The sequence below is a fragment of the Streptacidiphilus alkalitolerans genome (assembly GCF_042511045.1).
GTDB lineage: Bacteria > Actinomycetota > Actinomycetes > Streptomycetales > Streptomycetaceae > Streptacidiphilus > Streptacidiphilus alkalitolerans.
Genome location: NZ_JBHEZX010000024.1, coordinates 22579 through 35191, shown reverse-complemented (window position 1 = coordinate 35191; position 12613 = coordinate 22579). Strand labels below are relative to the sequence as shown.

The 12613-nt window shown below is 69.5% G+C and carries 10 protein-coding genes; 9 read left to right on the top strand and 1 reads right to left on the bottom strand.

The window, feature by feature from the left end:
• The 5 genes from ACEZDG_RS34690 (at position 1) to ACEZDG_RS34670 (ending at position 6104) form a co-directional block, all read left to right on the top strand.
• Positions 1–1386 carry an ABC transporter substrate-binding protein gene (locus ACEZDG_RS34690; RefSeq protein ID WP_380517975.1) on the top strand — a complete coding sequence of 462 codons (1386 nt, stop codon included), beginning with the start codon at positions 1–3 and terminating at the stop codon, positions 1384–1386.
• A gap of 81 nt (positions 1387–1467) precedes the next feature.
• Entirely contained in the window at positions 1468–2424 is a 957-nt protein-coding gene (locus ACEZDG_RS34685) for a carbohydrate ABC transporter permease (RefSeq protein WP_380517972.1), read from the top strand.
• 25 nt (positions 2425–2449) lie between these two features.
• Entirely contained in the window at positions 2450–3325 is an 876-nt protein-coding gene (locus ACEZDG_RS34680; protein ID WP_380518174.1) for a carbohydrate ABC transporter permease, read from the top strand.
• A gap of 67 nt (positions 3326–3392) precedes the next feature.
• Positions 3393–5051, top strand: a complete 1659-nt coding sequence (locus ACEZDG_RS34675; RefSeq protein ID WP_380517969.1) for a glycoside hydrolase family 13 protein — start codon at positions 3393–3395, stop codon at positions 5049–5051.
• A gap of 132 nt (positions 5052–5183) precedes the next feature.
• A complete protein-coding gene (locus ACEZDG_RS34670) occupies positions 5184–6104 on the top strand; it encodes a carbohydrate kinase family protein (RefSeq protein WP_380517966.1) in 921 nt (306 codons plus the stop codon).
• Positions 6105–6123: 19 nt separating this feature from the next.
• Here ACEZDG_RS34670 and ACEZDG_RS34665 read toward each other — a convergent pair whose 3' ends face one another.
• The gene (locus ACEZDG_RS34665) at positions 6124–7356 is read right to left on the bottom strand and encodes a homogentisate 1,2-dioxygenase (RefSeq protein ID WP_380518171.1); all 1233 of its coding nucleotides are present in this window, start codon (positions 7354–7356) and stop codon (positions 6124–6126) included.
• A gap of 278 nt (positions 7357–7634) precedes the next feature.
• On the opposite strand from ACEZDG_RS34665, the gene ACEZDG_RS34660 reads away from it, so the two are divergent.
• The 4 genes from ACEZDG_RS34660 (at position 7635) to ACEZDG_RS34645 (ending at position 12613) form a co-directional block, all read left to right on the top strand.
• Positions 7635–8921, top strand: a complete 1287-nt coding sequence (locus tag ACEZDG_RS34660) for an extracellular solute-binding protein (RefSeq protein ID WP_380517963.1) — start codon at positions 7635–7637, stop codon at positions 8919–8921.
• Between the two features lie 104 nt (positions 8922–9025).
• Complete coding sequence (locus ACEZDG_RS34655) at positions 9026–10027, top strand: carbohydrate ABC transporter permease (RefSeq protein ID WP_380517960.1); 1002 nt, start codon at positions 9026–9028, stop codon at positions 10025–10027.
• On the top strand, positions 10024–10878 hold the full coding sequence (locus ACEZDG_RS34650; RefSeq protein WP_380517958.1) for a sugar ABC transporter permease: 855 nt from the start codon (positions 10024–10026) through the stop codon (positions 10876–10878). The genes ACEZDG_RS34655 and ACEZDG_RS34650 overlap by 4 nt, the downstream gene beginning before the upstream one ends.
• A gap of 37 nt (positions 10879–10915) precedes the next feature.
• The gene (locus tag ACEZDG_RS34645) at positions 10916–12613 is read left to right on the top strand and encodes a glycoside hydrolase family 13 protein (protein ID WP_380517956.1); all 1698 of its coding nucleotides are present in this window, start codon (positions 10916–10918) and stop codon (positions 12611–12613) included.

Here is a 12613-nt window from a genome sequence, read left to right as displayed (position 1 = left end):
ATGACCAGTGAGCGGCTGACCAGTCCTCGTGTCCGTAGAACCGCCGCGCTGCTGCTCGCGGCCACCGTCGGCCTGACCGCTGCCGCCTGCGGCAGCTCCAGCAAGACCACCCCCTCGAAGGCCGCGGGCGGCAAGGTCACCATCAGCATCGACTGTGCGCCGCCCACCAGTAAGCCGATCCCGCGCAAGCAGTGGTTCGACGACATCGCGGCGTTCGAGAAGCAGAACCCGAACATCAGCGTGAAGAGCATCGACACGTTCCCCTGCGAGACCCCGGCGCTGTTCACCGCCGCGCTCAGCGGGCACACCGAGCCGAACGTCTTCTACACCTACTTCACGGACAAGCAGCAGGTGCTGGACTCGGGCCAGGCAGCGGACATCACCCAGTACGTCAACACCACCAGCGTCCCGACGCTCAACGACATCGCCCCGTCGGTGATGGACGGCCAGAAGTCGGACGGCAAGCTGTACGGCCTCCCGCGTACCAACTACGCGATGGGCATCATCATCAACCGCAAGCTGTTCACCCAGGCCGGCCTGAACCCGGACCAGCCGCCGACCACCTGGGCCGAGGTGGCCACCGACGCCGCCAAGATCCAGGCACTCGGCAACGGCATCAACGGCTACGGCGAGTACAGCGCCGGCAACAACGGCGGCTGGCACTTCGTCGCCGAGATGGACGCCCTGGGCGCCCCGGTGGTCAGCGCGGACGGCAAGACCGCCGCGTTCAACTCCGACGCCGGCAAGTCGGTGCTGCAGAACCTGCACGACCTGCGCTTCAAGGACAACGCCATGGGCAAGACCCAGCTCTACAAGTGGGGCGACCTGCAGAAGCAGATGGCGGCGGGCAAGCTCGGGATGTACATCGCGGCGCCCGACGACATCACCTACATGGTGCAGACCTTCAAGTCGCAGTACTCCGACTTCGGAATGGGCCCGATCCCCGGCACCGACGGCCCCGCCAAGGGCACCCTGGCCGGCGGCGACGACATGATGTTCAACGTCAAGGACACGCCGGACCAGATCAAGGCCGGCATCAAGCTGGTGAACTTCCTCTACCTCACCAGCGGCCAGGGCCAGTTCAACTACGCCCGGGCCAAGGCCACCGGCCAGGCCGTCGGCCTGCCCGAGCCGGAGTTCTACACCGGTGCCTCGCTGGCGGCGGACAACACGCTCAAGAGCGCCAACTCCACCATGCCGGTGGCGAACTACAAGGCGTTCGTCGACGCGGGCGTCCCCGGCGTCAACGAGCCCGGCAACGCCCAGGACATCTACAAGGTCCTGGACACCGCGATGGCCTCGGCGCTGACCAACCCCAACGCCGATGTCAGCAAGCTGCTCAGCACCGCGGAGACCCAGGTCAACCAGGTCCTCGCCAACAAGTAGTTCTCAACCGGTCCCGACCGAAGCGGGGCGGCCGCAGTATCCGGCCGCCCCGCCCCCGTCCAGGCATTGTCAGGAGCCCTGATGGCGGCGATCGCCGTACTGGAGAGCAGCACAGATCCGGAGCCCACGCCCCGGCGCAACCCGAACAACCCGCGTGACACGTTCGTGAGGGAGCTGAAGCGGAACCTCACCGCCCACGCCTTCCTGATCGGCGCCGTCCTCGTCTTCGCCCTGTTCTCCTGGTACCCCATGGTCCGGGAGTTCATCATGAGCTTCCAGAAGCAGAAGCTCGGCCAGACCCACTGGGTGGGCTGGCACAACTTCAACCAGGTGTGGCACGACCCCAGCTTCGGCCAGGCCTGGGTGAACACCGCCGAGTTCACCGGGCTCGCCCTGCTGCTCGGTTACGTCGTCCCCTTCTTCATCGCCATCGTGATGAACGAGTTCCGGCACGCCCGGGGCTACCTGAGGGTGCTGGTCTACCTGCCGGTGATGCTGCCCCCGGTCGCCTCGCTGGTGCTGTTCCAGTACTTCTACAACCCCGACTACGGGCTGTTCAACCACCTGCTGCACGCGGCGCACCTGCCCACCTCCTCGTGGCTGCAGTCGCCGAAGATGTCCATGATCGCCGTCGTGATCGCCTCCACCTGGATGAACATGGGCGGCGCGACCCTGATCTACCTCGCTTCACTGCAGGGCATACCCGGTGAGCTGTACGAGGCCGCAGAGATCGACGGGGCCGGCATCCTGCGCCGGATCTGGCATGTGACGATCCCGCAGACCCGCATGATCCTCTCGATGATGCTGATGCTGCAGATCGTCGCCACGATGCAGGTCTTCGTCGAGCCCTTCGTCCTCACCAACGGCGGCCAGGGCGTGGACAACTCCACCACCACGGTCGTCTACCTGATCTACCAGTACGCCTTCAACTTCGGGAACTACGGCGCGGCCTCCGCGCTGGGGCTGCTCCTGCTCGTGGTGCTGGTCGTCTTCGCCCTTGTCTACCGGTGGCTCACCAGCCGCGTCGAAGAGCAGTGAGGTCAGCATGGCTACCGCAACCGACATGGGAACCCGCACCCTGGTCTCCCGGGTGCAGCTCAACCGCCCGCGCGGCCGGATCATCTACTGGTCCGTGCTGGGGCTGACCGTCCTGGTCTTCACCCTGGTCTTCCTGGGCCCGCTCTACATGATGATCACGGGTGGGCTGAAGTCCACCCAGGAGGCGATCCAGGACCCGCCCACGCTCTACCCGCACCACGTCCAGGCCAGCACCTACCACACCGCCTGGACCCAGCTCAACCTGGCCAAACTGCTGCTGAACACGCTGATCTACGCCTTCGGCGCGCTGCTGTTCCAGCTGGTGTTCTGCATCTCCGCGGCGTACGCCTTCTCCAAGCTGCGGCCGATCCTGGGCAACGCCATCCTGGGCGCGATGCTGGCCACGCTGATGATCCCGGCGATGGTGCTGATCGTGCCGCAGTACATCACCGCGATCAGCCTGCCGTTCATCCACATCAACCTGCTGAACACCCCGTGGGCGATCTGGGTCCCGAGCGTGGCCGCCGCCTTCAACATCTTCCTGCTGAAGCGGTTCTTCGACTCGATCCCGCAGGAACTCCTGGACGCGGCCGGCATCGACGGCGCCGGGCCGCTGCGGGTGCTCTGGTCGATCGTGCTGCCGATGTCGCGGCCGATCGTCTCGGTGGTGTCCATCTTCGCGCTGGTCGCGGTGTGGAAGGACTTCCTCTGGCCGCTGCTGGTCGAGCCCGACCCCACCAAGCAGACCCTCAACGCCGGTATCTACTCACTCTCCCAAGGAGTCCCAGAGAACGTGCTGATCGCGGCCTCCGCCATCTCCGCGGCGCCGACGATCATCTTCTTCCTCTTCTTCCAGCGCAACATCATGGCCGGACTGACCGCGGGCAGCCTCAAGGGCTGAGCCGCCGGACACCCTCCCGCATCCGGCCATTCCACTCAGATCTGAACCCACAGGTCAGCCTCAACAGATGGAGACCCCTACCGTGCACGAGCCCCAGTGGTGGCGCGGCGCCGCGATCTACCAGGTGTACGTCCGAAGCTTCGCCGACGCGGGCGGCGACGGAGTCGGCGACCTCGCCGGTGTACGCGGCAGACTGCCCTACCTCGCCGACCTAGGTGTCGATGCCCTGTGGTTCACCCCCTGGTACTCCTCGCCGCTGGCCGACGGTGGTTACGACGTCGCCGACTACCGTGAGATCGACCCGATGTTCGGCACCCTGGCCGAGGCCGAGAAGCTCATCTCGGAAGCCCTCGACCTCGGCATCAGGACCATCGTCGACATCGTCCCCAACCATGTCTCCAGCGCCCATGTCTGGTTCCAGCAGGCGCTGGAGGCCGGCCCGGGGTCGCCCGAGCGGGCCCGCTTCTGGTTCCGTCCGGGACGCGGCGAGCACGGCGAGCTCGCGCCCAACAACTGGCGCTCCCAGTTCGGCGGTTCGGCCTGGACCCGGACCACCGAGCCGGACGGCACGCCGGGGGAGTGGTACCTGCACCGCTTCGCCCCGGAGCAGCCCGACCTCAACTGGGAGCACCCGGAGATCCGCCAGGAGCACGAGGACATCCTGCGCTTCTGGTTCGACCGCGGCGCGGCCGGCGTCCGGATCGACTCGGCCGCCGAGCTGGTCAAGGACCCGGCCCTGCCCGACTACGACTACGACACCCCGCACCCGGCGGGGGAGCCGCACCCCTATGTCGACCGGGACGAACTGCACGACATCTACCGCTCCTGGCGGGCGGTCGCGGACTCCTACCCCCAGCCGCGGGCCCTGATCGGCGAGCTCTGGCTGCCCGACCCGCTGCGCTTCGCCCAGTACCTGCGCCCGGACGAACTGCACACCGCCTTCAACTTCAGCTTCCTGGCCTGCCCCTGGGACGCGGAGGCGCTGCGCGCGGTGATCACCAACACCCTCGCGGTGCACGCCCCGGTCGACGCGCCGGCCACCTGGGTGCTGGCGAACCACGACATCACCCGCACCGCCACCCGCTACGGCCGGCAGAACACCGGCTTCGACTTCGCGGACAAGGCCCACGGGATCCCCACCGACCTGGTGCTCGGCACCCGCAGGGCCAGGGCCGCGGCGCTGCTCTCGCTGGCGCTGCCCGGCTCGGTCTACCTCTACCAGGGCGAGGAGTTGGCGCTGCCCGAGGTCGAGGACATCCCGGCGGACCGGATCGAGGACCCGATGTACCACCGCACCGGTGGTACCGACCCCGGCCGGGACGGCTGCCGGGTGCCGATCCCCTGGGACGGCGAGGCGCCCCCGTACGGCTTCAGCCCGGCGACGGCGGTGTCCGAGCCCTGGCTGCCGCAGCCGCTGGACTGGGCCCCGCTGACCGCCGCCGCCCAGGACGGCGACCCGGACTCGATGCTGACCCTCTACCGCAGGGCGCTCCGGGTGCGCCGCAACGAACCCGCGCTCGGCGACGGCCCGATGGAGTGGCTGGAGTCCGCCGAGCCGCAGCCCGAGGTGCTGGCCTTCCGCCGAGGCCCGCACTTCGCCTGCGTGGTCAACCTCTCCGACCACGCGGTGCCGCTGCCGGAGCACAGCGATGTGCTGCTGGCCTGCGGACCGCTCCCGGACGGGGTGCTCCCCCCCGATACGGCGGTGTGGCTGCGGACCACCTGACAGGCCCGCAGCCACACCGCAGGTTGCGCCGCCCCGCGCGGGTTGAGGGTCCCGCGCGGTGCGGCGCAGCCACACCCAGTACCGTTGGCAGGGTTTGCGCAAGCCTTGCAGACCCTGTCCCGGGAGCCACCCATGTACGAGTACGACGTCCTGGTCATCGGCGGGGTCGGCGTGGACACCATCGTCCGCGTGGCCGAACTCGCGGTCCCTCCGGGCGATTCGGTCCATGTCCCGCCGATCCGCGACTATGTGGCGCACACCGGCAACGGCGCGGCGCTGGGCGCGCACGCGCTGGGGCTGCGCACCAAGTTCATCGACTACCTGGGCCAGGACCAGCAGGGCGCGCTGATCCTCAGTGAGTACGCGGCCCGCGGCCTGGACTTCAGCTCGCTGCCGGCCCCGGCCGGAACCCCGCGCAGCGTCAACCTGGTGGACGACGCGGGCCGCCGGTTCTCCTTCTACGACGGCCGGCACCCGGCCGACCTGCGGATGCCCGCCGCGTTCGCGCTCCCGTACGTCGAGCGCAGCCGCCATGTGCACCTGTCGATCAGCCACTACAACCTGGACCTCTTCGACGGCATCGAGCAGCTCGGCCGCACCGTCTCCACCGACCTGCACTCCTGGGACGGCGTGGAACCGCACCGGATCCCCTTCGCGGAGCGGGCCGACCTGGTCTTCATGAGCGCCGCCGGCCTGCGGGCGGAGGGGGCTCTTGCCCCGGTGCTGCACCGGATCCTGGACCGGGGCCGGGCCCGTCTGGTGGTCGCCACCGACGGCGCCGACGGCTGCCACCTGCTGGTCCGCGGCGACCGGACGGTCCGTCACTTCCCGGCGGTGGCACCGCTTCCAGGCCGTTCCATCGTCGACAGCAACGGCGCCGGCGACGCCTTCGTCACCGGCTTCCTGCAGGCCTGGTTCGCCGACGCGGACCTGGAGACCTGCGTCCGCTCCGGCCAGATCTCCGGCACCTACGCCTGCGGCACGGCCGGCACCCACACCTCGTTCATCGACGCCCCGACCCTGGCGTCGGCCTTGGCGTCGGCCCCGGGCTGACCGTCCCGCCGACCAGCACCTACTGCGGGTCCGGCGGGTCCTGCGGGCCGCGTCCGCTCCAGCTCCAGGCGTAGCGGCCGTCGTCGCTGGCCCGGGCGCCCTCGGCGAGGTCCAGCGGGCGGAAGGTGTCGACCATGACCGCGAGTTCGTCGAAGAACTCGGCGCCGATGCTGCGTTCGTAGGCGCCGGGCTGGGGGCCGTGGGTGTGGCCGCCGGGGTGCAGTGAGACCGAGCCCTGGGCGATGCCGGAGCCCTTGCGGGCCTCGTAGTCGCCGCCGACGTAGAACATCACCTCGTCGCTGTCCACATTGGAGTGGTAGTACGGCACCGGGATCGACAGCGGGTGGTAGTCCACCTTGCGGGGCACGAAGTTGCAGATCACAAAGCCGGTGCCCTCGAACACCTGGTGGGCCGGCGGCGGCTGGTGCACCCGGCCGGTGATCGGCTCGAAGTCGCTGATGTTGAAGGCGTAGGGGTAGAGGCAGCCGTCCCAGCCGACCACGTCGAAGGGGTGGGTGGGCACGGTCAGCACACTGCCGCCGACCACGCCGCCGGCCACCCGGTGCTTGACGTACACGTCGACGTCGGTGTCGGCCGGGAGCTCCTCGGCGAGCAGCGGGCCGACCGGGCCGCGCAGGTCCCGCTCGCAGAACGGCGCGTGCTCGAGCAGCTGGCCGTACCTGGAGAGATAGCGCTTCGCCGGGGTGATGTGGCTGTTGGCCTCGATCGTGTAGAGCCGCAGCGGGGCGTCGCCGGTGGGCAGCCAGCGGTGGGTGGTGGCCCTGGGGACGACTACGTAGTCGCCCCGGCCCACCTCGATGCTGCCGAAGACGCTCTCCAGCACCCCCGCGCCGGACTCCACATGGACGCACTCGTCCCCGGTGCCGTTGCGGTAGAGCGGGGAGGGCACTCCGGCGGCGACATAGGCGATCCGGACGTCGGCATTGCCGAGGACGACCCGCCGGTCGCGGACCGGATCGGCCTGGCGCCAGCTCTCGCCGGGGAAGAGCTGGTGCAGCCGGAAGTGGTACGGCTTGAGCGGGTGGTTGGCCTCGGGCTTGTCCTCGGGGAGGTGCCAGACCCGGCTGTCGACCATCGCCGAGGGCAGGTGCCGGTGGTAGAGCAGCGAGGAGTCGGAGGAGAAGCCCTCCTCGCCCATCAGCTCCTCGTAGTAGAGCCGGCCGGAGTCCGGGTCGCGGTGCTGGGTGTGCCTCTTCGGGGGGACCGCTCCCGCGCTGCGGTAGTACGCCACCTTCTCCGCCTCCTGAAGCGACCTGAGCGACATAAACCAGGACTGATGCCCCCATAGGACCAGCATCACCATTCAAGCAGGAACGGCAACGCAACGGACACACGAATGTAACGATCAGCTAGCCTTTCAGAAAGTTGCAGCAAGGTCTTTCCATGGTGCTCACCTCGCTGTTACGTTCCTCCCCAAGCCCGACGGCAGCAACGGTGCGTCGGTCCGGGGAGGCTCCTTCGCAGGTGCCGACCCACCCACTCGGGCATCCACCCTCCAAGGAGTTCACAATGCGTCGTGGCATTGCGGCGGCCGTTCTGACGGCAGCGATAGCTGTTTCTGCAAGCGCTTGCGGGAGTAGTGCCAGCACCAGCGCCGGCACCAAGGCCAGTGCCGGCCCGGTCACCATCACCTGGTGGGACACCTCGGACGCCACCAATGAGGCGCCCACCTACAAGGCCCTGGTCGCCGACTTCGAGAAGGCCAACCCGACCATCAAGGTGACGTACGTCAACGTCCCCTTCGCCGACGCGCAGACCAAGTTCCAGACCGCGGCCGGCAGCAAGGGCGCCCCGGACGTGCTGCGCTCCGACGTCGGCTGGACCCCCGGCTTCGCCAAGGCCGGCTACCTGCTCCCGCTGGACGGCACCCCGGCCGCCGCCGACTCCGCCAAGTTCGAGCCGCAGCTGATCACCCAGGCCAGCTTCAACGGCAAGCTCTACGGCGTTCCGCTGGTCACCGACACCCTCGGCCTGATGTACAACAAGGCGCTGTTCGCCAAGGCCGGCATCACCAAGGCCCCCGCCACCTGGGACGAGCTCAAGGCCGATTCGGCGCTGGTGAAGCAGAAGGACGCGGTCGACGGCTTCGACTTCAACGCCGCCTCCTACTACGCGATGCCGTTCCTCTACGGGGAGGGCACCGACCTGGTCGACGCCTCCTCGCAGAAGATCACCGTCAACTCGGCCGCCGCGGTCAAGGGCATCAACACCATCAAGGACCTGCTGGCCAGCCCCGGCGTGGGCAAGCTGGACACCACGGCCAACGCCTACGCGAACATGATGGACCGCTTCAACAGCGGCAAGGTCGCCATGATCATCCAGGGCCCCTGGGAGACCACCAACGTCTACAAGGGCTCGGCCTTCACCGACACCGCCAACCTCGGCGTCGCCGCCGTCCCGGCCGGCTCCACCGGCAAGGCCGGCGCCCCCATCGGCGGCCACAACCTGGTCGCGTACGCCGGTTCCGACGCCGCCCACCAGGCCGCCTCGGAGAAGTTCATCGCCTTCATGACCTCGGCCGCTTCGCAGGTCACCATCGCGACCAAGAACGCCACGCTGCCCACCCGCAGCGACGCGTACACCGCCGCGGTCACCGCCAACCCGGGCATCGCCGCCTTCCAGTCGATCCTGTCGGCCGGTGTCCCGCGTCCGCCGCTGGCCGAGTACAGCTCGGTCTACGGCCTCTTCAACACCGACCTGCTGAAGATCCTCGCGGGCCAGGAGAGCACCCAGTCCGGTCTGGACAACGTCTCGGTCGCGACCAAGAAGCTGATCCCGGCCTTCGCCACCCAGTGACCGCCCGCCCGGCGGGCCGCCCCCACCCGGGCGGCCCGCCGGGCAGCGCGGCGGCCGTGCCGTGCCCCCAACCCCGCCAGCAGAGCCGAAGAGGTGTCAGAGCGATGACCACCGCCGTCCAGGGCAGAGCCCGCAAGGAGCGCAGCGACCCCGAACCCGAGCCCCGGGCCGGCTGGGTGACCCGGCTGCGGCGCTCCTACGACCAGCACTGGTACGCCTGGGTGATGTGCACCCCGGTCGTCGTGGTGCTCGGCGCACTGGTCGGCTTCCCGCTGGTCCAGGGGGTGCTGCTGACCTTCACCAACGCCAACAGCCTGAACGTGGGCCGCACCATCGGGGTCAACCACATCCCCGACAGCTACACCTGGACCGGCTTCAGCAACTACGTCGACCTGCTCACCGGCGCCGACAACCAGCTGGTCCCGCACTTCGTCTGGACCATCGCCTGGACCTTCCTCTGCGTGGCACTGACCGTCAGCACCGGCCTCGGACTCGCCGTGCTGATGAACCGCAAGATGCGCGGACGCACCTTCTACCGGCTGCTGCTGATCCTGCCCTGGGCCGTCCCCACCTTCGTCACCGTCTTCTCCTGGCGGCTGCTGCTCAGCGACGGCGGCGCGGTCAACGGCCTGCTCGGCCTGCTGCACCTGGGAACCCCGAGCTGGCTGAGCAGCCCGTACTGGATGAAGACCGCCGCGATCCTGGTCAACACCTGGTGCGGGGTCCCGTTCATGATGCTGTCCTTCCTCGGCGGGCTGCAGTCCATCCCCAGCGAGCTGTACGAGGCCGCCGAGATGGACGGCGCCACCCCCTGGCAGCGCTTCACCCAGGTCACCCTGCCGGGCCTGCGCCCGGTCAGCAGCACGGTGACGCTGCTCGGCATCATCTGGACCTTCAACCAGTTCACCGTGATCTACCTGCTGTTCGGGGCCGGCGGCAGCGACAGCGTGCAGATCCTGGTCACCTACGCCTACCAGCTGTTCTTCGGCCAGATGCCGCAGGACTACGCGGGCTCGGCCGCGGTCGGCGTGATCTGCCTGTCCATCCTGGTGGTCTTCACCGCCTTCTACCGCCGCTGGCTCTCCCGGAACGAGGCAACAGCATGAGCACCCGCCGTCCCCTGCTCCGCGGCGAACGCGGCCCGCTGGCCTCGGTCGGCCTGCACGGCGTCCTCTCGGTCGCGGCCTTCGTCGCCGCCTTCCCGGTGGTCTGGATCCTCTACATCTCGCTCGGCCCGGACGAGAACGACTACCTGCACCCGGGCCGGATCCTCAGCCGGATGACGCTCTCCAACTACGACCACGTCATCAACCACACCGGCTTCGGCACCTGGATGCTGAACTCGCTGATCGTCGGCGTCGGCACCATGCTGCTGGGCGTGCTCATCGCGGCCAGCGCCGGCTACGCGGTGTCCCGGATGCGGTTCCCCGGCCACCGGCAGCTGATGTACACCTTCCTGCTGACCCAGATGTTCCCGGTGTCGGTGCTGATGGTCCCGCTCTACAAGATCATGGCGGGGCTCGGCCTGCTGGACACCTACCAGGGCCTGGTGCTGATCTACTGCTCCACCGCGGTGCCCTACTGCGCCTGGCTGCTCAAGGGCTACTTCGACACCATCCCGGTGGAGATCGACGAGGCCGGCCGGATCGACGGCCTGTCACCGTTCGGCACCTTCTGGCGGCTGATCGTCCCGCTGGCCCGGCCGGGCCTGTCGGTGGCCGCCTTCTACACCTTCCTGACCGCCTGGGGCGAGGTCGCCTTCGCCTCGCACTTCATGCTCTCCGAGGACAAGTACACGCTGGCCGTGGGCCTGCAGACCTACATCAGCCAGTACAACTCGCAGTGGAACTTCATGGCCGCGAGCGCGGTACTGATCGCGCTTCCCGCCGGCGTCGTCTTCTACCTGGTACAGAAGCACCTGGTGACCGGCCTCACCGCCGGCGGCACCAAGGGCTGACCGCCCCTCACCCTCCGACTGCCTCCAAGGGATATCAATGACCACCCAGCACCCCGCCGACCCGACCGTGACTGCCGCCGACGCCGGCCGCAGAACCGACGGCTGGTGGCGCGACGCGGTGATCTACCAGGTCTACCCGCGCAGTTTCGCCGACGCGAACGGCGACGGCATGGGCGACCTGGAAGGCGTCCGCGGCAGGCTCCCGTACCTGCGCGAACTGGGCGTGGACGCGGTCTGGCTGTCCCCCTACTACGCGTCCCCGCAGGCCGACGCCGGCTACGACGTCTCCGACTACCGGGTGATCGACCCGATGTTCGGCGACCTCGCCGACGCCGAGCGGTTGATCGCCGACGCCCACGGCCTCGGCCTGCGGGTGATCGCCGACCTGGTCCCGAACCACTGCTCGGACCAGCACGCCTGGTTCCGGCAGGCGCTGCGCGAGGGCCCGGGCAGCCCGCTGCGGTCCCGGTTCCACTTCCTGCCCGGCAAGGGCGCGGACGGCGAACTGCCGCCCAACGACTGGGAGTCCATCTTCGGCGGCCCGGCCTGGACCCGCACCGCGAACCCGGACGGCACGCCGGGGGAGTGGTACCTGCACCTGTTCGCCCCGGAGCAGCCCGACTTCAACTGGGACAGCCGCGCCGTCGCCGACGAGTTCCGCTCGGTGCTGCGGCTCTGGCTCGACCTCGGCATCGACGGCTTCCGCATCGACGTGGCCCACGGCCTGGTCAAGGCCGCCGGGTTGCCCGACATCGGCCTGCACGACCAGCTCCGGCTGCTCGGCAACGACGTGCTGCCCTTCTTCGACCAGGACGGCGTGCACGAGATCTACCGCGACTGGCGCCTGGTCCTGGACGAGTACGGCACCGACCCGGCCACCCGCCGGATCGCCGTCGCCGAGGCCTGGACCCCCACCGTCGCCCGCACCGCCAACTACCTGCGCCCGGACGAGCTGCACCAGGCCTTCAACTTCCAGTACCTGGGCACCGCCTGGGACGCCGGGAAGCTGCGCGCGGTGGTCGACCTGACCCTGGACGCGATGCGTCCGGTCGGCGCCCCGGCCACCTGGGTGCTCTCCAACCACGACGTGGTGCGCCACCTCACCCGGCTGGGCGCGGGGCTCGACCGCGAGCAGGACCTGCGCCGGGCCCGGGCGGCCACCCTGCTGATGCTGGCCCTGCCCGGCTCCGCCTACGTCTACCAGGGCGAGGAGCTGGGCCTGCCCGAGGTGCTCGACCTGCCGGACTCGCTCCGCCAGGACCCGGCGTTCACCCGGGCCAAGGGCACCGGCGCCGAGGGCCAGGAGGGGATGCGCGACGGCTGCCGGGTCCCGATCCCCTGGTCCGGCACCGAGGCACCGTACGGCTTCGGCCCGCTGCCCGGCGGCCCCAGCTGGCTGCCGCAGCCGGCCGAGTGGGCCAAGCTCAGCGTGGAGGCGCAGACCGGCGACCGGGACTCCACCCTGGAGCTCTACCGCGCCGCCATCGCCGCCCGCCGGGCCCATCCGGCGCTCGGCGCGGGGGACTCGGTGGAGTGGCTGGAGCAGCTGCCGGCCGGCGTCCTCGGCTTCCGCCGCACCGCGGCCGGGCAGGAGTTCGTCTGCACCGCCAACACCGCGGAGCAGCCGGTGCTGATCCCGGCCCCCGGAAGGCTGCTGCTGGCCTCCACCCCGGTGACGGTGGTCGAGGACGAGCTGATGCTGCCCGCGGACACCACCGTCTGGTGGGCCGTCTGA